The following is a 21339-nucleotide window of genomic DNA, read 5'->3' on the forward strand; positions in this document are numbered from 1 at the left end:
TATTTGGTAATATAGTGAAACTTATTATTGAACTTATACCACTGCGTAATTTAAAAATGGTCTGCCATTGACGGACGGGTTCGTTTAGAAATGGTTTAGGAAACACACTAAGAAAATTATAAGGATTATTGAGAATGAAACTTAAATTAGTTGCAGTGGCAGTGACTACCCTGTTGGCAGCAGGCGCAGTAAACGCAGCAGAGATTTATAATAAAGACGGCAACAAACTGGACCTGTACGGTAAAGTTCACGCTCAGCATTATTTCTCTGATGACACCAGCAGCGACGGCGACAAAACTTACGTGCGTACTGGCTTTAAAGGCGAAACTCAGATCAACGACCAACTGGTTGGTTTTGGCCAGTGGGAATATGAATTTAAAGGCAACCGTACCGAATCTACCGGTAGCTCTGACAAGAACAAAACTCGTCTGGCATTCGCTGGTCTGAAATTTGATCAGTACGGTTCCCTGGACTACGGTCGTAACTACGGCGTTGCATACGACATCGGCGCATGGACCGACGTTCTGCCTGAGTTCGGTGGTGATACCTGGACCCAGACTGACGTGTTCATGACCAGCCGTACTACCGGTGTTGCAACCTACCGTAACAACGATTTCTTCGGTCTGGTTGACGGCCTGAACTTTGCTGCTCAGTACCAGGGTAAAAACGATAGCGCAAGCGCTACCAATCCAAAAGGCCGTGATGCCATCGAATCTAATGGCGACGGTTTTGGTCTGTCTACCACTTATGAGTACGAAGGCTTCGGCGTTGGTGCAACCTATGCAAAATCTGACCGTACCGATGGTCAGGTCGCTTATGGCCGTACCAGCACTCTGAATGCCGACGGCGACACTGCTGAAGTGTGGGCTGCTGGTCTGAAATATGATGCGAACAACATCTACCTGGCAACCACTTATTCTGAAACCCGCAATATGACTGTGTTCGGCGATGACTATATCGCGAACAAAGCACAGAACTTTGAAGTGGTTGCGCAGTATCAGTTCGACTTCGGTCTGCGTCCGTCCGTTGCTTACCTGAAATCCAAAGGTAAAGATCTGGGTATTTATGGCGACCAGGATCTGGTTGAATACGTTGACCTGGGTGCGACCTACTACTTCAACAAAAACATGTCTACCTTCGTTGATTACAAAATCAACCTGCTGGATGACAACAACTTCACCAAACGCGCTGGTGTAAGCACTGATGACATCGTGGCTGTTGGCCTGACCTATCAGTTCTAATTTTGTTGTAACCTGAAATCAAAGCCAGCCCATGATGGGCTGGCTTTTCTTGATGTGTTGAACCGGTCATAAAGGAGTATGCCGTGCAAACGTTCACTGGACGTTGTCTCTGCGGACAGAGTCAATTTACCGTTAACGTCGAAATGCTCGATGTCTATGCCTGCCACTGCACGCTGTGCCAGAAATGGTCAGGTGGCATTGCCATGTATCTGGAAGCCAACGGTCAACCGCTAATGTCGCCAGAGTCATCAGAACCTTCGCACTTTCCCTCTTCTACGCGTGGAGAACGGTTTTTCTGTTCCGGTTGTGGATGCCCACTGTGGTTTACGCTGACCAACAGCGAGCGCTACTTTATTCCGTGGACATTGCTGGAACTTAACGAGGTCGATCGCCGCCGCCTGATTCTGGCCGCTGAAATCTACACCGAAACGCAACCTGCTTTCTGGCGACTGACGGGGCAATATGCTCGCCTGAGTGGTAAAGAGGTTGAGGAGATGGATTACCCCTGTCAGTTAGCCCACTAAATTAATGCTGTTTTATCCTGGCCAGACTGAACCACATCCCTACCGCCAGCAGGAACAACAGACTTCCAGCGCTACTTAACGCCACACTGTGCGACCAGGTGAATGCCTGTCTGGCCGCCCCGAGAACCGCTTCGCCAAGATTTGGTGAGAGCATATGGGCAAGCTGTACCGCCTCACCCATTGATGACGACGCGCGTTCGATCTCCTGCTCGTTTAACCCGCCCGGCAGCATGATCGACGCCGAGAAACTCCGGCTCAGCAGTAAACCAAAGATGGCGATGCCTAACCCTGCGCCCAGTTCATAAGCCATCGTTTCAATAGCGCCCGCCGCCGCGGCTTTTTCTGCTGGTGCCGCCGCCATAATGGCCGCCGTTGATGCCAGCAGCGCGCTGGCGGCGCTGAATCCGAGCAACGCCATCAGCCCCCAGGCCTGCCACTGTTGGCTACTGAAGTCGGTCAATGCCAGACCGTAGAAACTCAACGCACTGAGCGCCATACCGCCTGTCGCCACCCGACGCAGCCCCAGTCGTGATACCAGCATGCCGGCAATGGGACCACTGAATCCGCTGGCCAGCATCACGGGCAGCATAAACACTCCTGCCTGATATGGCGTTAAACCGTGAACAAACTGCAACTCCTGCGCCATCAGCAGTTCAAATCCCACCAGCGTTATCATCGCGGTCATCGCCATGACCACGCCGCTCAGGATGATGCGGTGGGTAAAAAGACGCATGTCGATCATCGGGCGCGGGGCCGCCAGCTGGATGCGCACAAACGCGGCAAGTAGCAGCGCTCCCACCAGCAACGTCAATGCAACCACGCCGACAGCAATATGCCCCTTCAGCGCCGTCTTAGCGCTATAGACCAACAGCAAAATGGCGATAATCAGCATGACAGCGTGCGCCAGATTGAGCGACTGTTCGCGACGGCCAGGCTGTGGCGGAACAAAGCGCGCCGTCAGTCCCATCACCAGTAAGACAATCGGCACGTTGATCAGAAATACCGAACCCCAGTAGAAATGCTCCAGTAGCATCCCCCCGACCAGCGGACCGAACGCAGCGCCCCCGGATCCTACGGCAGCCCAGACTCCCAGCGCCATATTGCGATGACGCGCTTCAGAGAAGGTGGCGCGGATCCCCGCCAGCGTCGCAGGCACAATCATGGCGGCGCCGATCGCCAGCAGCGCCCGCGCCGCAATCAACAGGCTGGCGCTATGGGCAAACGCGGCAGCCAGCGAGGCTATCCCAAATAACCCGCCACCCAATAACAGCAGACGCTTAAATCCGATGCGATCGCCCAGCGCGCCCATCGGCAAGACCATCCCGGCCATCACCAGAGAATAAATATCAATGATCCACAGCAGCTCGTTGCCACTGGCGCCCAGCGTCATACTCAGCGTGGGGGCGGCAACATGCAGCACCGTTGCATCGATTGCAACAGGGATGTAGACCAGCACAATAATCACTAACGTTAACCACTGACGAAACATAAAACTCCCGCTAAAAACAAAGTTGGACACATGTCCAGCTTTAGCGATCCTACGGAAAGTTGAACGCACGTCCAGCTTTTTGTTACACTGCCGTCACGGTAAACAGAGTGAGGGGCGTATGGGCTATTTAAATCGGGATGAACGTCGTGAAGTGATTCTGCAGGCGGCCATGCGCGTTGCGTTACAGGAAGGCTTTAATGCCATGACGGTGAGACGTATTGCGACAGAAGCCAGCGTGGCGACCGGACAACTTCACCACCATTTCAGCAATGCGGGCGAACTGAAATCACAGGCGTTTATTCATCTGATTCGTACCCTGCTGGATACCAACATCGCACCGGAGAACGCCAACTGGCGTACACGTCTTCATGCCATGCTGGGCAGTCACGACGGCGGTTTTGAGCCGTACATTAAACTCTGGCGGGAAGCACAAATCCTGGCGGACAAAGATCCTGAAATTAAGCATGCGTATCTGCTGACGATGAAAATGTGGCACGACGATACTGTGCGGTTGATCGAACAAGGTCGTGAGGCCGGAGAGTTCACCTTCACTGACAGCGCGACGGAGATCGCCTGGCGTTTAATTGCGCTGGTTTGCGGCCTGGACGGTATGTACGCACTTGGCATGACAGAAATGGCTGATCCCGCCTTTGAGCGGCATCTGGATCACATGATTACACGAGAACTGTTTATCTGACGTTAAATATGAATTAACAACACGCCCTGCATAATTTACATTTTGTAACACTTAAGCAACCTGATATTCCCCCTTCACTTCACGGGGTTCCGCTTTCTTATCTATCCTTTCAAACAATATTCTCAAAAAACCCAATAACTTCTAAAAAGAGCCATTGCGGCCCTGCCTCTTATTATTTCTTTTTCATGAACGACGCGTGCATGTGAGGGTAATATGGCACCACAAAATGAGAAAAAAAATCGTTATCTTTTAAGTGACTGGAAGCCTGAAAACCCCGCTTACTGGGAAAACAAAGGTAAGCACATCGCCCGAAGAAATTTATGGATATCAGTCCCTTGCCTGCTACTCGCCTTTTGCGTCTGGATGTTGTTCAGCGCCGTCGCCGTTAATTTGAATAAAGTGGGCTTTAATTTCACCACCGATCAACTCTTTTTATTAACCGCATTACCTTCACTTTCCGGCGCAATATTACGCGTTCCCTACTCCTTTATGGTGCCCTTATTTGGCGGGCGTCGCTGGACGATTTTTAGCACCGTCATTCTGATTATTCCTTGCCTGTGGCTCGGTTTTGCGGTGCAAAACCCCGCTACTCCCTATGGCGTATTTATTGTTATCGCGTTGCTATGCGGTTTTGCTGGCGCCAACTTTGCGTCGAGCATGGGCAATATCAGTTTTTTCTTCCCCAAATCGAAACAAGGCAGCGCGCTGGGGATTAACGGCGGCTTAGGCAACCTCGGCGTCAGTGTGATGCAGATGGTCGCGCCGCTGGTGATTTTTCTGCCCATTTTCACGTTTCTCGGCGTACAAGGCGTCCCGCAAGCTGACGGGTCATTGTTGTCGCTGGCGAATGCCACCTGGATTTGGGTTCCGCTGTTGATTGCCGCCACCCTTGCGGCCGGACTGGGAATGAACGATATTTCCAGTTCAAAATCCTCTATTACCGCGCAACTGCCGGTGCTCAAACGTTTTCATCTCTGGCTGTTAAGCCTGCTGTACCTCGCCACGTTTGGATCGTTTATCGGTTTTTCCGCCGGATTCGCCATGCTGGCGAAAACACAATTTCCCGATGTGAACATCCTGAAACTGGCCTTTTTTGGCCCGTTTATCGGCGCGCTGGCGCGCTCTGCCGGAGGCGTTATTTCCGATAAGTTCGGCGGCGTGCGCGTAACGCTGATCAACTTCATTTTTATGGCCCTGTTTAGCGCCCTGCTGTTTCTCACCTTGCCGGGTTCGGGTTCCGGCAGTTTTATCGCCTTTTATCTGGTGTTTATGGGGCTGTTTCTGACCGCCGGACTGGGAAGCGGTTCGACCTTCCAGATGATCGCGGTGATCTTTCGCAAAATCACCATTTATCGGGTGAAACTGCACGGCGGAACGGAAGAACAGGCTCAACGTGAAGCGGTGACGGATACCGCTGCCGCGCTTGGGTTTATCTCCGCAATCGGCGCGGTGGGCGGTTTCTTCATTCCGAAAGCGTTCGGTTCATCCCTGGCGCTAACCGGTTCTCCGGTTGGCGCAATGAAAGTATTCCTGGTGTTTTACATCGTCTGCGTGCTGGTGACCTGGCTGGTCTACGGCCGCAAATCACAAAAAAAATAACAACAATTCCGCGGTATTCATTATCGGAGCAGGAGAAATGTCATGAGCAAACTGCTGGATCGCTTCCGTTACTTTACGCAAAAAGGTGACACCTTTGCAGAGGGTCACGGTCAGGTTATGCATACCAACCGGGACTGGGAGGACAGCTATCGCCAACGCTGGCAGTTCGACAAAATCGTGCGGTCGACTCACGGGGTTAACTGTACCGGCTCGTGCAGCTGGAAAATCTACGTCAAAAACGGCCTGGTGACCTGGGAAACACAACAAACCGACTATCCGCGCACTCGCCCGGATCTTCCCAATCACGAACCACGCGGCTGCCCGCGAGGCGCCAGCTACTCCTGGTATTTATACAGCGCTAACCGGCTCAAATATCCCCTGGTGCGTAAACGGCTGATCGAACTCTGGCGTGACGCCCTCTCCCGCCAGCCCGACCCGGTTCTAGCCTGGGAGACTATCATGAACGACCCGCAAAAGTGCCAGAGCTACAAACAGGTACGCGGACGCGGTGGATTTATTCGTTCGAACTGGAAAGAGCTCAATCAGTTGATCGCCGCCGCAAACGTCTGGACGGTCAAAACCTACGGCCCCGATCGCGTCGTCGGTTTCTCGCCAATCCCGGCCATGTCGATGGTCTCCTACGCCGCCGGCACCCGCTACCTGTCACTGCTCGGCGGCACCTGCCTGAGTTTTTATGACTGGTATTGCGACTTACCCCCGGCATCGCCGATGACCTGGGGTGAGCAAACAGACGTCCCGGAATCGGCCGACTGGTACAACTCCAGCTACATCATCGCCTGGGGTTCTAACGTGCCGCAAACGCGTACCCCGGACGCCCACTTCTTTACCGAAGTGCGTTACAAAGGCACCAAAACCATCGCTATCACGCCCGATTATTCAGAAGTCGCCAAACTGTGCGACCAGTGGCTGTCGCCGAAGCAAGGCACCGACAGCGCGCTGGCGATGGCGATGGGCCATGTGATCCTGAAGGAGTTCCATCTCGACAACCCGAGCGACTACTTTATCAACTACTGTCGTCGCTACACCGATATGCCAATGCTGGTTCTGCTGGATGCGCGTGACGACGGCAGTTACGTTCCCGGACGTATGATGCGCGCCTCCGATCTGGTGGATGCCCTGGGCGAGAGCAATAATCCGGAATGGAAAACGGTCGCCCTGAATAGCGCGGGAGAACTGGTGGCGCCCAACGGTTCGATTGGCTTTCGCTGGGGGGAGCAAGGCAAATGGAACCTTGAAGCTCTGGCGGCCGGAAACGAAACAGAACTGTCGTTATCGTTGCTGGGCCAACATGATGACGTGGCGGGCGTGGCGTTCCCCTATTTCGGCGGTAACGAGAACCCGCATTTTCGCAGCGTGAAGCAGGAGCCTGTGCTCATTCGCCAGCTTCCGGTGAAACGGGTTACTCTGGCTGATGGCCGCGTTTGTCCGGTGGTCAGCGTCTACGATCTGGTGCTGGCCAATTACGGGCTGGATCGCGGGCTTGATGATGATTGCGCCGCCAAAGAGTACGGCGAGGTCAAAGCCTATACGCCAGCGTGGGGCGAACAGATCACCGGCGTACCGCGCCGTCATATCGAACAGATCGCCCGTGAATTTGCCGATACCGCGCACAAAACCCACGGACGGTCGATGATTATTCTCGGTGCCGGGGTGAACCACTGGTATCACATGGACATGAACTACCGGGGAATGATCAACATCCTGGTCTTCTGCGGCTGCGTCGGGCAAAGCGGCGGCGGCTGGGCGCACTATGTCGGACAAGAGAAACTGCGCCCGCAAACCGGCTGGCTCCCGCTGGCGTTCGCGCTGGACTGGAACCGGCCGCCGCGCCAGATGAACAGCACCTCATTTTTCTACAATCACTCCAGTCAGTGGCGCTATGAAAAACTGACGGCGCAGGAGCTGCTCTCACCATTAGCGGACGCCACGAAATTTACCGGGCATCTGATCGATTTCAACGTCCGGGCAGAACGCATGGGCTGGCTGCCTTCCGCCCCTCAGCTCAATCTCAACCCGTTGACCCTGAAAGCCAAAGCGGACCAGGCCGGATTATCCCCTGCGCAGTACACCATCCAGGCGCTCAAATCCGGTGAAATTCGTTTCGCCTGCGAGCAGCCGGACAGCGGTAAAAACCATCCGCGCAATCTCTTCGTCTGGCGTTCAAACCTGCTTGGCTCCTCGGGTAAAGGCCACGAGTACATGCTCAAATACCTGCTGGGCACCGAGAGCGGTATTCAGGGCGAAGCATTGGGTTCGCATGAAGGGATCAAGCCTGAAGAGGTCGAATGGCAGTCCGCTGCGATTGAAGGCAAGCTTGACCTGCTGGTAACGCTCGATTTTCGGATGTCCAGTACCTGCCTGTTTTCCGACATCGTGCTGCCGACCGCGACCTGGTATGAAAAAGACGACATGAATACCTCGGATATGCATCCGTTTATTCATCCTTTATCGGCCGCCGTGGACCCGGCCTGGGAATCGAAAAGCGACTGGGAGATCTACAAGGGAATCGCCAAATCGTTCTCAGAGGTGTGCGTCGGGCATCTTGGCAAAGAAACCGATGTGGTGCTGCAACCGCTGCAACACGACTCTCCGGCAGAATTGTCACAACCCTTTGATATCCAGGACTGGCGTAAAGGCGAATGTGATCTCATTCCTGGAAAAACCGCCCCCAATATTGCGGTGCTTGAACGTGACTATCCGGCCACTTACGAGCGTTTTACTTCACTCGGACCGTTGATGGACAAACTGGGCAACGGCGGTAAAGGCATCTCCTGGAACACGCAAACGGAGGTCGACTTCCTCGGCAAACTGAATTACACCAAGCTGGACGGCCCGGCGAAAGGTCGTCCGTTGATCGATACCGCCATCGATGCCTCTGAAGTGATCCTGGCGCTGGCGCCGGAAACCAACGGCCAGGTCGCGGTGAAGGCCTGGAAGGCGTTAGGCGCCATGACCGGTCGTGAACATAGCCATCTGGCGCTCAACAAAGAAGACGAGAAAATTCGCTTTCATGATATTCAGGCGCAGCCGCGTAAGATTATTTCCAGCCCAACCTGGTCCGGGCTTGAAAGCGAACATGTCTCCTACAACGCCGGTTACACCAACGTCCATGAGTTGATCCCGTGGCGCACGCTCTCGGGTCGTCAACAGTTGTATCAGGATCACACCTGGATGCGGGCGTTTGGTGAAAGTCTGGTGGCGTACCGACCGCCTATCGACACCCGCAGCGTCAGCGCGATGCGGGAGATCCCCCCTAACGGCTTCCCCGAAAAGGCGCTCAATTTCCTGACGCCACACCAGAAATGGGGCATTCACTCGACCTACAGCGAAAACCTGCTGATGCTGACGCTGTCGCGCGGCGGGCCGATTGTCTGGCTCAGTGAGACCGACGCCAAAGAGTTGGGTATCGAAGACAACGACTGGATTGAGGCCTTTAACGCCAACGGCGCCCTGACCGCCCGCGCGGTGGTGAGCCAGCGCGTTCCTCCGGGGATGACCATGATGTACCACGCGCAGGAACGCATCATGAATATTCCCGGCTCGGAAGTCACTGGCATGCGCGGCGGTATCCACAACTCAGTAACGCGCGTGTGCCCGAAACCGACGCACATGATTGGCGGCTATGCCCAACTGGCATACGGCTTTAACTACTACGGCACGGTCGGTTCGAACCGCGATGAATTCATCATGATCCGCAAAATGAAGCAGGTTAACTGGCTGGATGATGAAGGTCGGGATCAGGTACAGGAGGCGAAAAAATGAAAATACGTTCGCAGGTTGGCATGGTCCTCAATCTTGATAAGTGCATCGGTTGCCACACATGCTCGGTGACCTGTAAAAACGTCTGGACCGGACGTGAAGGCATGGAATACGCGTGGTTTAACAACGTGGAGACCAAACCGGGTATCGGTTATCCAAAGAACTGGGAAGATCAGGAGGAGTGGCAAGGCGGCTGGGTGCGCGACGTCAACGGTAAGATCAGGCCGCGTCTGGGCGGTAAGATGGGCGTCATCACGAAAATCTTCGCCAACCCGGTGATCCCGCAAATCGATGATTACTACGAGCCGTTCACCTACGATTACCAGCATCTTCATAGCGCGCCTGAGAGCAAAAATCAGCCCACTGCCCGCCCGCGTTCGCTGATTGACGGCAAGCGGATGGACAAGATTATCTGGGGGCCAAACTGGGAAGAACTGCTCGGCGGGGAATTTGAGAAACGCGCCCGTGACCGCAACTTCGACAAGATCCAGAAGGAGATGTACGGTCAGTTTGAAAACACCTTCATGATGTATCTGCCGCGGCTGTGCGAACACTGCCTGAACCCCAGTTGTGTGGCCACCTGTCCGAGCGGCGCGATTTACAAACGTGAAGAAGACGGCATTGTCTTGATCGACCAGGACAAATGTCGCGGCTGGCGTCTGTGCATCAGCGGCTGCCCGTACAAAAAAATCTACTTTAACTGGAAGAGCGGCAAATCTGAGAAATGCATTTTCTGTTATCCGCGGATTGAATCGGGCCAGCCGACCGTCTGTTCGGAAACCTGCGTTGGCCGTATCCGTTACCTAGGGGTGTTGCTCTACGATGCCGATCGTATCGAAGAGGCCGCCAGCACCGAACATGAAACCGATCTCTATGAGCGCCAGTGCGATGTGTTCCTCAACCCCAACGATCCGGCGGTGATTGAAGAGGCGCTGAAACAGGGAATACCACACAACGTGATTGAGGCTGCGCAGCGCTCGCCGGTCTACAAGATGGCGATGGACTGGAAGCTGGCGCTGCCGCTGCACCCGGAATACCGCACCCTGCCGATGGTCTGGTACGTTCCGCCGTTGTCACCCATTCAGTCGTATGCCGATGCCGGTGGATTACCGCAGACCGACAGTATCCTGCCCGCCGTCGAAAGTTTGCGCATCCCGGTGCAATATCTCGCCAATATGCTCAGCGCGGGCGACACCGGTCCCGTGCTGCGCGCCCTGAAACGAATGATGGCGATGCGCCATTACAAACGCTCGCAAACCGTCGAAGGCGTAACGGACACCCGCGCGATTGAGGAGGTGGGCTTAAGCGTGGAACAAGTGGAAGAGATGTACCGCTATCTGGCGATCGCTAACTATGAAGACCGTTTCGTGATCCCAACCAGCCACCGGGAAATGGCACGTGACGCCTTCCCGGAGAAAAACGGTTGCGGTTTCACCTTTGGCGACGGCTGCCACGGCTCAGACACCAAATTCAACCTGTTTAACAGCAGCCGAATCGACGCCATCGATGTCACGGAAGTGCGCGACAAAGCGGAGGGCGAATAATGCAAATTCTCAAAGTGATTGGGCTACTAATGGAATATCCCGATGAGTTTCTTTGGGAGTGTCGGGAGGACGCCATTGCGCTGGTCCGCAATGAAGCGCCGATGCTGAGCGACTTCGCGGAGGAGCTGCTCAACGCACCGTTGCTCGAGAAACAGGCGCAATGGTGCGAAGTGTTTGATCGTGGTCGCGCAACGTCGCTACTGCTGTTTGAGCATGTTCATGCGGAATCTCGTGACCGGGGTCAGGCGATGGTGGATCTGCTGGCGCAGTATGAAAAAGTCGGACTACAGCTCAACTGCCGGGAATTACCGGACCATCTTCCACTCTATCTGGAGTACCTGAGCATTTTGCCGGAGGCCGAGGCCAAAGAAGGATTACAGAATGTCGCCCCTATTCTGGCTTTACTGGGCGGGCGCTTAAAACAGCGCGAAACCCCGTGGTATCACCTGTTTGATGCGTTGCTTGTTCTGGCAGGCAGCCCGTTATCAAGTGACAGCGTCACTAAACAGGTCAGCGGTGAAACGCGCGATGACACGCGTCAGGCGCTGGACGCAGTGTGGGAAGAAGAACAGGTGAAGTTTATCGAAGATAACGCCACCACCTGTGACAGTTCACCGCTACAACATTATCAACGACGCTTTAGCCAGGACGTGGCGCCACAGTACGTTGACGTCAGTTCGGGAGGTCCGAAATGATACAGTACCTGAACGTCTTTTTTTACGATATCTACCCTTACTTGTGCGGTACGGTGTTTATCCTCGGCAGTTGGTTACGCTACGATTACGGGCAGTACACCTGGCGCGCCTCCTCCAGCCAAATGCTGGATAAACGCGGTATGGTGTTATGGTCGAATCTGTTCCATATCGGCATTCTGGGGATTTTCTTCGGGCACCTGTTCGGGATGTTAACCCCGCACTGGATGTACGCCTGGTTTCTGCCCATTGCGGTGAAACAGCAAATGGCGATGATTGCTGGCGGTCTTTGCGGCGTGCTGACATTGGTGGGCGGTGCAGGTTTGCTGGTTCGCCGCCTGACCAATCCCCGAATTCGCGCGACCTCTTCCACCGCTGATATTCTCATCCTCTGCATCCTGCTGTTTCAGTGCATTCTGGGTCTCATATCGATCCCCTTTTCCGCCCAGCACCCGGACGGCAGCGAAATGCTGAAACTGGTCGGTTGGGCGCAGTCAGTGGTGACTTTCCAGGGCGGAGCGTCTGCGCATCTGGACGGTGTAGCACTGGTCTTCCGGGCGCATCTGGTGCTGGGAATGACTATCTTCCTGATCTTTCCCTTTACCCGTCTGGTCCACGTCTGGAGCGCGCCGTTTGAATACTTCACGCGCCGCTACCAGATTGTCCGCTCACGTCGCTAATCCTCTGAGCCGCCGGATAGCCTTCACTTTCCGGCGGCTGGCGCGTTATGATGGTTCTCCGACCTCAGGAGAACCGAATGAAACCCCAGGTTTATCATGTTGATGCTTTCACCTCCGTACCGTTTCGCGGTAACTCCGCGGGCGTCGTGTTACATGCTGATGGACTCAGCGACGCGCAAATGCAGCTTATCGCCCGCGAACTACGCCACAGTGAAACGGCATTCGTCTTAAAAAGCGACGTCTGCGACGACTGCGATGTGCGCATTCGTTACTTTACGCCAACGGTTGAAGTGCCTATTTGTGGCCATGCGACCATTGCGGCGCATTATGTTCGCGCCAGCGTACTGGGATTGGGGAATGGTACCGTCTGGCAACGCTCGCTCGCCGGACGTCACCGGGTCGATATTCTTGCGCAAGAAAACGGCTATCGCATCACGCTGGAACAAGGTACGCCAGGCTTTGAGCCACCGCTTGAAGGGGAAACACGCGCCGCCATTATCCACGCATTCCACCTTGGTGAAGACGATATCCTCCCCGGCTTGCCCATTCAGGTGGCGACCACGGGACATTCGAAAGTGATGATCCCGCTGAAACCGGAGATCGATATTGATGCCCTTTCCCCTGATCTTGCAGCACTGATAGCCATCAGTCAGCAGATTGGCTGCAACGGCTTTTTTCCGTTCCAGATCCGCAGTGGCAAAAATGAGACTGATGGACGCATGTTCTCCCCCGCGATCGGGATTGTTGAAGACCCGGTGACAGGCAATGCGAATGGTCCAATGGGGGCATGGCTGGTGCATCACAATGTGATGGAACACGACGGCAAAACGTTGCGTGTTCTGGGGCATCAGGGACGTGCGCTGGGACGCGATGGCGTCGTCGATGTGAACGTCACTATCCGCGATAATCAGCCGGAAAAAGTCACGATTTCCGGCACGGCGGTGATCTTATTTAGCGCCGAATGGGCGATTGACCTGTAGTGTTTCTCCGCCGGAGGGCATGACTCTTCGGCGGAGGCTGCCGCAATTATTTTCCCGCTTCCGGATGGGTGTCAAAGGCCGACATCACCGCCGCCAGTTCCGCCTCGGTAAAACCATGCTTCGCATCGTCAACGCCCAACCCAAACCGCGTCTGCAACAGCGCGTATAAGCTTGCCACATCAGGTAAGTTGATCTGCTCTATCGCGTGCCCATTTTGGTAGTGAGTAAAGTGGAAGTTGGTCAGCGTTAGTTTCCCGCCGTCCGGCAGATGGCGACACATCAACAGATGGTGACGGAAATGCGATTGCGGCCAGTGCGCCGACCAGAAGTTGCCCATCACATAATCGCTTTGATGCTGTATGCCGAGATCGAAACAGTACATGGCTTGCCAGTGGTCATGATGACGGAACTGCAAAACCCACGCGTCGCCTTCCTGAAGCAGACGGTATTCCCCGTGAGGCGTCTGCTGTTCAAGCCCGTCCTGTAAACGGATCGGCGCGGTCAGCGTTTGCCCACCAAAGCCCACGTCGGCAATCCACGGTTCGCCCTCTAACTCAACCAGTAGCAGGCGATGCGTGCGTGGCGGCATACTCGCCGGATTCGCCAGCACCACTCTGCCCAGTAAACTGCGGACGGTGAATCCCATCTCACGTAATGCCCGTTCAAAAACACCATTTTGTTCGAAGCAGTATCCGCCACGACGTGCGACGATCAATTTTTCTTCCAGCGACTGATCGTCCAGCTGTATTTCTCGCGGTAACAGCACATCGAGGTTTTCAAACACGATGGCGCTGTTGTGATGCAAATGCAGCGCCCGCAGAGTCTCAATGTTGACTTCAGCCGTGGCTGACCAACCCAGGCGGGCAAAATAAGCGTGTAAAAAAGGCGTCATTGGGCATTCCTGTTGATAGCATCCTGTATTTATAACGTATTTTTGCTGTAGCACAGGCGATTTTGTGCGGTGAATGGTGGCTACGGGGCGACAAAATCGCTAATCCCGTTAATATCAATACTATTCCCGTTACGCTTTTCATCTTGCTGAGGATCTGCCATGAGCCGTTTTCGCCCTGTTGAGTTAACACATGCCTGCCGACTGTTAAATCATGGCCCGACGATTCTGATAACCAGTCGGGATATCCATACTGAACGCCGCAACGTGATGGCGGCGGCGTGGTCGATGCCGGTTGAGTTTGAGCCGCCGCGTATCGCGATTGTGGTCGATAAAAGCGCGTGGTCGCGCGAACTGATTGAGCGCAGCGGCATGTTTGGCATTGTTGTCCCTGGGGTGGCTGCCACCAACTGGACCTATGCGGTAGGCAGCGTTTCAGGGCGCGTGGAAGACAAATTCAACTGCTACGGGATCCCGGTGGTAAAAGGTCCGGTGCTCGGATTACCGCTGATTGAAGAAAAATGTCTGGCCTGGATGGAGTGTCGGCTGTTGCCTGCAACATCCGCGCAGGACAAATACGATACGCTGTTTGGCGAGGTGGTTTCGGCCTCTGCCGACGAACGCGTTTTTGTGGAAGGTCGCTGGCAATTTGACGACGATAAACTCAATACTCTGCACCATTTAGGTGCCGGCACCTTTATCACCAGCGGGAAACGGGTCACTGCGGCGTGAACGCCATAAATTTGAATTCTGCTTCACGATGGTTACACCACCACTCTCACTTCCTGGGGCGGGGTTTTCCGCCCGTTTTACAAATATGAAGTTTATGACGCCAAATAACAGAAAACCCACCTGGACTGTCTGGGCCAAACGTGAAGATATGGTTGAGCGCGGAATGGCGATCAGCCTGCCGTGGTTCGCCTTTGTGAATATCAGCTTTGCGCTAATGATCTTGTTTCGTAACGCGCTGTTTGCAGATGCGCAGACCCTGTATCAGGCACAGAAAAGCCTCCTTGAATCCATCGACGCCGCGGTACTGGGGATTGTCCTTATCAGCGTCATTCTGATTTTCTCGCCACGCCGGAAATCGTGGCTATATCAGGGATTACTGGTATTGCTGAGCCTGTTCTGGTCCTGGTGCTGCTTCTATTTCATCGACCAGTGGCAATTACCGCTGGCCTATCCATTGTGTTCCGTTTTGCTGCTCAGTGCCGTCGCCGCACTCTATTTCCACACCCCCTCGTTACTCTCCTACGTGATACCGCTGTGGTTCACGGTGCCGGTGGCCAGTGTCGTACTTAACCACGGGATAAACCCGCATTTTGCCGTCATTTGGATCATCTTCACGCTGATTATGCTCGGCGGGCGCGTTATCCTGCTTCGCTGGTTCGATGAAGCCTGGTATCAGAACCAGCATAACAACGTGCTCATCTCTCGCCTGGACGCCCTCGCGCACAGAGACGCGTTAACCGGGGCGGCGAACAGACGCGCGCTGGAGGATATTTTGCAGAGCGCGACCGCCAATGACAGCGCGTTCACCCTGCTGATGCTCGATGTCGATTTCTTTAAACGCTACAACGACACCTACGGGCACCCAAAAGGCGACGCCTGTCTGACGCAGGTGGCGGATGTGTTGATGCAATCGGTGCGTAGCCCGGAAGATGTGGTTGCGCGTTACGGCGGCGAAGAGTTCGCGGTGGTGTTGTTTGGCGCATCGCTGCCGGAGGCAGAACAGGTGGCCGCCAGAATCAAAACCGGTCTGGAGACGGTTGCAATCCCCCACTCCGCCTCAACGGTAAGTGACAACGTCACGGTAAGTCAGGGTATCGCCTGTTCAGCGAAAGGGAAAATGGCTGAACAGACGATTGCAGAGGCCGATGCCGCGCTGTATCGGGCAAAACAGGCCGGGCGGAATCGCTGGTCGCGCTAGCCGGTTACATGCTGTAGCCCGGTTTTTTAATCAGTGAATCCATCTGGGGGGCGATCTCCGCGTCCCAGACCGCTTTCCAGTCGTCTGGCTCTATTTCGTTTAACGCCACGCTCACCGAACTCTCTTTACTTTGCAGGTGGCGAACGATAACGGCAGTAATGTCGGTGGCCAGCGCGGTTTTCTCTTCTTCATTCAGATCGCGGGGGAAACATTTAATATCAACGTGCGGCATAGCAGGTTCCTTGTTGTTAGTGTGCGCTTAAAACTAGCATACCAGCGGGAAGATTAAATAATTTCATTGTTTTTCAGTACTGTTCGCAGCCGCGGGATCTGGCATACCGCATCGGCAATCGCACTAATGTTCGGCGTATGTTCCTGAAACCAGTCGTGACCAGGACCCCAACTGCGCATCACGCACAGATAGCAATCCAGCAACGTGAGTTGTTCGCCAAAAGCATACGGTTCGGCAATGAGCCGATCGTTTAGCCAGAGATAGAGCGACTTACGGTAGTCCATGCATGATTGTTTCAACTGCAGCGGCGCATCGGCAACCCAGCGCTCGGGATAATCAGCATAGGTAAAAGTGGGATACACATTCGCCACCAGCCAGATAAGCAGACGCTGGAACTGTTGGCGCTCCGGGTGATGAACAGAAGGCGCGAGGCAGGGACGATTGTCGAGGATCATCAGCGCAATGGCCGCGGTTTCCGTCATAATCTCGCCATTTTCCAGTACCAGCGTCGGCACCTGACACAACGGATTGCGTATTTTTAATAAATCGCGTTGTGGTCCCTCGTCATCGAAACCGGTGACATCAACAAATTTATACGGGATCTCCGCCAGGGTCAGCATGACCTCACTGATTGCCGATCCCCAACCAGGTACACCATAAACAGTCATCATTCCGCCTCCACAGTGCGTAAAACGCTAAGTGTAGAACAGCCTGGTCGGTTGCAGGGTTCAGGCCGGGAATACGGGCTAAAACCACGGTCATTTTCCCAGTAACGCCCACTCGCTGAATCGAGGCCATCCCCTGCCTGTTCTGACTTCATGAATTTTAATGCATTGGTTTTGCGTCATAAAAAATTAGCAGGTAGGATGCTGCGCCACCCATTTTTATCCCTACCCAGAATAACGGGAAAAGGTCGGTGACGTGCAGCGAAGCAATCGTTTGGGCAGTAAGCGAACGGGCAAGCTGCATTCCTTCGGACAGACAGGCTAACAGGTAACGTAATGCAAACAGACAACGCAAGCTCACTTGAGCAACACGCTGCGAAACGACGCTGGTTGAATACCCACGAGGAGGGGTATCACAAGGCGATGGGGAACCGCCAGGTTCAAATGATCGCCATTGGCGGCGCCATCGGCACCGGGCTCTTTTTGGGTGCTGGCGCGCGCTTACAGATGGCTGGGCCTGCGCTGGCTCTGGTGTATCTGGTGTGCGGCATTTTCTCATTTTTTATTCTTCGTGCATTAGGCGAACTGGTGCTCCATCGCCCGACCAGCGGGAGCTTTGTGTCCTATGCCCGCGAGTTTTTGGGTGAAAAAGCGGCCTATGTCGCAGGCTGGATGTATTTCATCAACTGGGCAATGACCGGGATCGTCGACATCACCGCCGTAGCGTTGTACATGCATTACTGGGGCGCTTTCGGTGATGTTCCACAATGGGTCTTCGCCCTCGGCGCGCTGGCGATTGTCGGTACCATGAACATGATCGGCGTAAAGTGGTTTGCCGAAATGGAGTTCTGGTTCGCGCTGGTGAAAGTGCTGGCGATTGTGGTTTTTCTGGTTGTCGGCACCGTCTTTTTAGGCTCAGGCCAACCGCTGGATGGCAATACCACCGGGTTTCATTTGATCACCGATAACGGCGGATTCTTCCCGCACGGTCTGTTGCCAGCCCTGGTGCTGGTGCAAGGCGTAGTATTTGCCTTTGCCTCCGTTGAGATGGTGGGGACCGCAGCCGGGGAATGCAAAGATCCGCAAACCATGGTGCCAAAGGCTATCAACAGTGTTATCTGGCGAATTGGTCTATTCTACGTCGGCTCGGTGGTACTGCTGGTGCTGTTGCTGCCGTGGAACGCATATCAGGCGGGACAGAGTCCGTTCGTGACCTTTTTCTCCAAACTGGGCGTGCCTTATGTGGGCAGCATCATGAACATCGTGGTATTGACCGCCGCGCTCTCCAGTCTCAATTCAGGTCTGTATTGTACCGGACGTATTTTGCGCTCAATGTCGATGGGCGGTTCTGCGCCGAAATTTATGGCGAAAATGAGCCGTCAACAGGTGCCATATGCCGGTATTCTGGCGACGCTTTTCGTCTACATTTTTGGCGTATTACTCAATTATCTGGTGCCTTCTCAGGTCTTTGAGATCGTGCTGAACTTTGCATCGCTGGGTATTATTGCGTCGTGGGGATTCATCGTGGTCTGCCAGATGCGTCTGCGTAAGGCGATTAAGGAAGGTAAAGCGGCAGATGTCAGTTTCAAAATGCCGGGCGCGCCGTTCACCTCCTGGCTCACCCTGCTGTTCCTGCTCAGCGTGCTGGTGCTGATGGCGTTTGACTATCCTAACGGCACCTGGACTATCGCATCCCTGCCGTTGATTGCGATTTTGCTGGTTGCCGGTTGGTTTGGCGTACGTAACCGCGTTGCGGAAATTCACCGTCATGCACCGGGTGCTGAACTCAAATAAACATAAATTTTGATGGATGCCCGGTGGCGAGACGTTTACCGGGCATTGGCGAAAGGCCGGGGCTTCCGGCCATTAGGCCATTAATTCGCTTCGATCAATTCAGCGACATCATTGCTGTTAATTTCCCGCTTATTGCCGTCCTGATCGGTGTAACTGGTCATTCCCGTCTCTTTATCCAGCTTTGGCTTGCCCTGGACAACAATGGTTTTCCCCTGTTTCGTCGTCATGACGTAATCGGTGGTGCAACCCGCCAGAGTGAAAAGCATAACGCCCGCACAAAGGCACATGAGTGGCTTCTTCATAATATTCCTGTATTTTTCAATCATCCAAACGTGCCGGTAGTGTAATTCCCGGATATTGAGCTGGCTATTTACGGGGTGTAACGAGGCATGTCGAACGTGAGCGGAAAGACAGGAGAGGATTTCCCTCTCCTGTTGAGGATTACAGTGCGATACGAATCACATCATCTGGCTGGGTAGCTTCCTGCTCGCGCGTTGATTTTTGTTTAACGCTCACGTACAGGGTTTTTCCATCAGCCGACAGCGCGAGGCTGTTCGGGAAGGTCGGTGTGTCAAACGTCTTCACCACATTGTAGCGCTTCGCGTCAATCACGCTGACTTTACCCGCCTGGCGATGAGTGACGTAAGCTTCGTTACGCGCAGGGTTGAACAGCACCGCCAGTGATTCCGGTGCCGCCACGTTTGCCAGCACTTTACCGTCACGCGTATCAATCACTAACACTTCCGCCGCTTTCGCGTCGGTGATAAACGCGCGATGCCCGGCAGTGTCCAGACTCAGGTTCATAAAGAAGTGCTCTTTACCGTCATCCAGCAATTTCTTGCGACTCAGAATTTTATTATCGGCGGTATCAATGGTGATGAATTCGCCATCAGCATTGGTGGTATACAAGCGGCCGGCTTTACTGTCGATAGCCAGGCCGGTGCTCATCTTGCCGGTATTCTGGATCGTGGTTTTCAGTTTGATGGTTTCACCATCAACCACCCACACAACGCTCTCTTTACCGATACCGCTGATGTAAACCGTATTGGTGGCGTCATCCGCCACCAGTTGGCGAGGTTGCAGTGGACGTACTTCTTCTGAGCGCTGGCGGGGATCGAGAACCAGACGTCCTTTGACATCACCCGTTTTGGCGTCAATTGCCGTCAGTGCGCTGTTTACCGTATTGCCGAACCACAGCGTTTGGGTGGCATTGTTAAGGGTTACGCCAAACGGTTTGAGATCGTTGTGAATCGCCTGAGTGACTTCCAGCGTGACCGGATCAAGGCGATAGACGATGCCGCCTTTGTCTAATTTTCGGCTCTGCGAAGTGGCCAGCCACAACGCATTTTCCTGCTGGCTATAGGCCATTTCATATGCGCCCTTACCCACGGCTTTACGCAGCATTTCTTCCGCGGCCTGCGTGCTGAATGATGACACAACAAGCAGTGAACCTAACAATAATGAACCCCGCAGGCGCGGCGAAAACAGATGACGTAAATGCATGACGACTCCCTTTGATGAATATCTGTATAACTGCTTCACACGACTTCGATGAGCAACATCATGGTGTCGCCTCTTTTATGAATGCGAATAGTAATCATTATTCACCTATATGTGGAGCATTCTTTTCACCAGGACAGCAATCTTCTTAATTTCTCCACGAAGGCGGTGATCACAAGGGGATTGGCGCTTTAAATCGCGCAGTATATTCATCCTTCAATAGCGGGGAGTCACCCCGCTATATTCCGGCGAGGTTAATGGAGATATTGCGTTCTAATGAGGGAGACATTTTTAGCAATGATGTCATTGAGACACCGGCGGGATGCTTCTTTATCTCCTTGCGCCAGCGCGTCGAGCAACGAGTGATAATACTCAACGCGGCTCTGATACCCTTCAGGCACCCCATTGCCATATAAAAAATGCAGGCTGGGGCCCATTCGTACCCACAGTTGTTCAATCATTTGGTAGAGCGTCGGCATATTGGCGTAACGGTAAATCTGAAACCGAAACGCATGATTTGCCAGAAGTCGCTCTTGTATCGTGCCGCTTTCGTGTGCCTGTTGATACTGCTCCAGTAGCGTGGTGAGCGTTTGCAGGCGCCCGGCAGAAATCGCCTCTGCGGCGGCCGCTACCGCCATACCCTCAAGTTCAGTACGGACGAGATTGATCTCTTCCCATCCCGCCAGTGAAATATCGGGCACCATAAAGGCCTGCGCCGGGGCAACAGCTAATGCGCTCGCGGAGACCAACCGCAGTAATGCTTCACGAACAGGCGTAATACTGATCCCCAGCTCGTCGGCAATATTTTTCGTTATCAGTCTCGCACCAGGTTTTAATGCACCTATCGTCAACTGGTGTTTCAAACCGTTCTCAACCTGTGTCGTCAGGCTGATATGTGATGTTTTTTCCAAACCGGGCATTTTACATCCTTCCGTTATTCATCGAGCGACATCGCAATTAAATCCACACATAGAAGGGATTTAATTGTAAAAAAGTAAACCTGGTCAGGAATGAAAAATAAAAATTAAACGTGATAGTTTACCCGCGTTATATTTCGCTTATTAACGTTTAGTGACGCATTTTGCGGTGCTTTAATTAAAGCC

The 21339-nt window shown here is 53.9% G+C and carries 19 protein-coding genes; 12 read left to right on the forward strand and 7 right to left on the reverse strand.

The annotated features are described in order from the left end of the window. The first annotated feature begins 134 nt into the window (after positions 1 to 134). Both ompC and NNO04_RS09660 read left to right on the forward strand, forming a co-directional pair. Positions 135 to 1241: a porin OmpC gene (gene ompC / locus NNO04_RS09655; protein WP_271444467.1), complete on the forward strand. Its 1107-nt coding sequence runs from the start codon at positions 135 to 137 to the stop codon at positions 1239 to 1241. A gap of 83 nt (positions 1242 to 1324) precedes the next feature. Then, on the forward strand, positions 1325 to 1765 hold the full coding sequence (locus NNO04_RS09660; protein WP_442870731.1) for a GFA family protein: 441 nt from the start codon (positions 1325 to 1327) through the stop codon (positions 1763 to 1765). Between the two features lies 1 nt (position 1766). Here NNO04_RS09660 and NNO04_RS09665 read toward each other — a convergent pair whose 3' ends face one another. Next, the gene (locus NNO04_RS09665; protein WP_271444468.1) at positions 1767 to 3254 is read right to left on the reverse strand and encodes an MFS transporter; all 1488 of its coding nucleotides are present in this window, start codon (positions 3252 to 3254) and stop codon (positions 1767 to 1769) included. A 118-nt stretch (positions 3255 to 3372) separates the two neighbouring features. On the opposite strand from NNO04_RS09665, the gene NNO04_RS09670 reads away from it, so the two are divergent. From NNO04_RS09670 to NNO04_RS09700, 7 genes are all read left to right on the forward strand, one after another. Next, complete coding sequence (locus tag NNO04_RS09670) at positions 3373 to 3951, forward strand: TetR family transcriptional regulator (protein ID WP_271444469.1); 579 nt, start codon at positions 3373 to 3375, stop codon at positions 3949 to 3951. 213 nt (positions 3952 to 4164) lie between these two features. After that, on the forward strand, positions 4165 to 5550 hold the full coding sequence (locus NNO04_RS09675; protein ID WP_271444470.1) for a NarK family nitrate/nitrite MFS transporter: 1386 nt from the start codon (positions 4165 to 4167) through the stop codon (positions 5548 to 5550). 42 nt (positions 5551 to 5592) lie between these two features. After that, a complete protein-coding gene (locus NNO04_RS09680; RefSeq protein WP_271444471.1) occupies positions 5593 to 9333 on the forward strand; it encodes a nitrate reductase subunit alpha in 3741 nt (1246 codons plus the stop codon). Further along, positions 9330 to 10874, forward strand: a complete 1545-nt coding sequence (narH, locus tag NNO04_RS09685; RefSeq protein WP_271444472.1) for a nitrate reductase subunit beta — start codon at positions 9330 to 9332, stop codon at positions 10872 to 10874. The genes NNO04_RS09680 and narH overlap by 4 nt, the downstream gene beginning before the upstream one ends. Beyond that, the gene (gene narW / locus NNO04_RS09690) at positions 10874 to 11569 is read left to right on the forward strand and encodes a nitrate reductase molybdenum cofactor assembly chaperone (RefSeq protein ID WP_271444473.1); all 696 of its coding nucleotides are present in this window, start codon (positions 10874 to 10876) and stop codon (positions 11567 to 11569) included. Before narH ends, narW begins: the two co-directional genes overlap by 1 nt. Beyond that, complete coding sequence (gene narI / locus NNO04_RS09695; RefSeq protein WP_271444474.1) at positions 11566 to 12246, forward strand: respiratory nitrate reductase subunit gamma; 681 nt, start codon at positions 11566 to 11568, stop codon at positions 12244 to 12246. Before narW ends, narI begins: the two co-directional genes overlap by 4 nt. Before the next feature lie 77 nt (positions 12247 to 12323). Then, positions 12324 to 13226: a PhzF family isomerase gene (locus NNO04_RS09700; RefSeq protein ID WP_271444475.1), complete on the forward strand. Its 903-nt coding sequence runs from the start codon at positions 12324 to 12326 to the stop codon at positions 13224 to 13226. 46 nt (positions 13227 to 13272) lie between these two features. Here NNO04_RS09700 and nhoA read toward each other — a convergent pair whose 3' ends face one another. Beyond that, a complete protein-coding gene (gene nhoA / locus NNO04_RS09705) occupies positions 13273 to 14118 on the reverse strand; it encodes an N-hydroxyarylamine O-acetyltransferase (RefSeq protein ID WP_271444476.1) in 846 nt (281 codons plus the stop codon). A 159-nt stretch (positions 14119 to 14277) separates the two neighbouring features. Between nhoA and NNO04_RS09710 the strand changes: the two genes are divergently transcribed. After that, entirely contained in the window at positions 14278 to 14847 is a 570-nt protein-coding gene (locus NNO04_RS09710) for a flavin reductase family protein (protein ID WP_271444477.1), read from the forward strand. Positions 14848 to 14995: 148 nt separating this feature from the next. Then, positions 14996 to 16045 (forward strand): GGDEF domain-containing protein, encoded by a 1050-nt coding sequence (locus NNO04_RS09715; RefSeq protein ID WP_271444526.1) that lies wholly within the window; start codon positions 14996 to 14998, stop codon positions 16043 to 16045. A gap of 4 nt (positions 16046 to 16049) precedes the next feature. Here the strand turns inward: NNO04_RS09715 and pptA are convergent, their stop codons facing one another. Both pptA and NNO04_RS09725 read right to left on the reverse strand, forming a co-directional pair. Then, positions 16050 to 16277, reverse strand: coding sequence for a tautomerase PptA (pptA, locus tag NNO04_RS09720; RefSeq protein WP_271444478.1), 228 nt, complete (start codon positions 16275 to 16277; stop codon positions 16050 to 16052). A 53-nt stretch (positions 16278 to 16330) separates the two neighbouring features. After that, entirely contained in the window at positions 16331 to 16948 is a 618-nt protein-coding gene (locus NNO04_RS09725; RefSeq protein WP_271444479.1) for a glutathione S-transferase family protein, read from the reverse strand. A gap of 330 nt (positions 16949 to 17278) precedes the next feature. Between NNO04_RS09725 and ansP the strand changes: the two genes are divergently transcribed. Next, a complete protein-coding gene (ansP, locus tag NNO04_RS09730; RefSeq protein ID WP_271444480.1) occupies positions 17279 to 18736 on the forward strand; it encodes an L-asparagine permease in 1458 nt (485 codons plus the stop codon). Between the two features lie 80 nt (positions 18737 to 18816). Here ansP and NNO04_RS09735 read toward each other — a convergent pair whose 3' ends face one another. The 3 genes from NNO04_RS09735 to NNO04_RS09745 all read right to left on the reverse strand — a co-directional run bounded on the left by NNO04_RS09735 (position 18817) and on the right by NNO04_RS09745 (position 21156). Continuing rightward, complete coding sequence (locus tag NNO04_RS09735) at positions 18817 to 19038, reverse strand: YgdI/YgdR family lipoprotein (protein WP_271444481.1); 222 nt, start codon at positions 19036 to 19038, stop codon at positions 18817 to 18819. 139 nt (positions 19039 to 19177) lie between these two features. Continuing rightward, positions 19178 to 20239: a 7-bladed beta-propeller protein YncE gene (gene yncE / locus NNO04_RS09740; RefSeq protein ID WP_271444482.1), complete on the reverse strand. Its 1062-nt coding sequence runs from the start codon at positions 20237 to 20239 to the stop codon at positions 19178 to 19180. A gap of 251 nt (positions 20240 to 20490) precedes the next feature. Further along, the gene (locus tag NNO04_RS09745; protein ID WP_271444483.1) at positions 20491 to 21156 is read right to left on the reverse strand and encodes a GntR family transcriptional regulator; all 666 of its coding nucleotides are present in this window, start codon (positions 21154 to 21156) and stop codon (positions 20491 to 20493) included. Between the last annotated feature and the right edge of the window lie 183 nt (positions 21157 to 21339).

The organism is Citrobacter sp. Awk 4, from assembly GCF_028069725.1.
In the GTDB taxonomy this organism is placed as follows: Bacteria; Pseudomonadota; Gammaproteobacteria; order Enterobacterales; family Enterobacteriaceae; genus Citrobacter_D.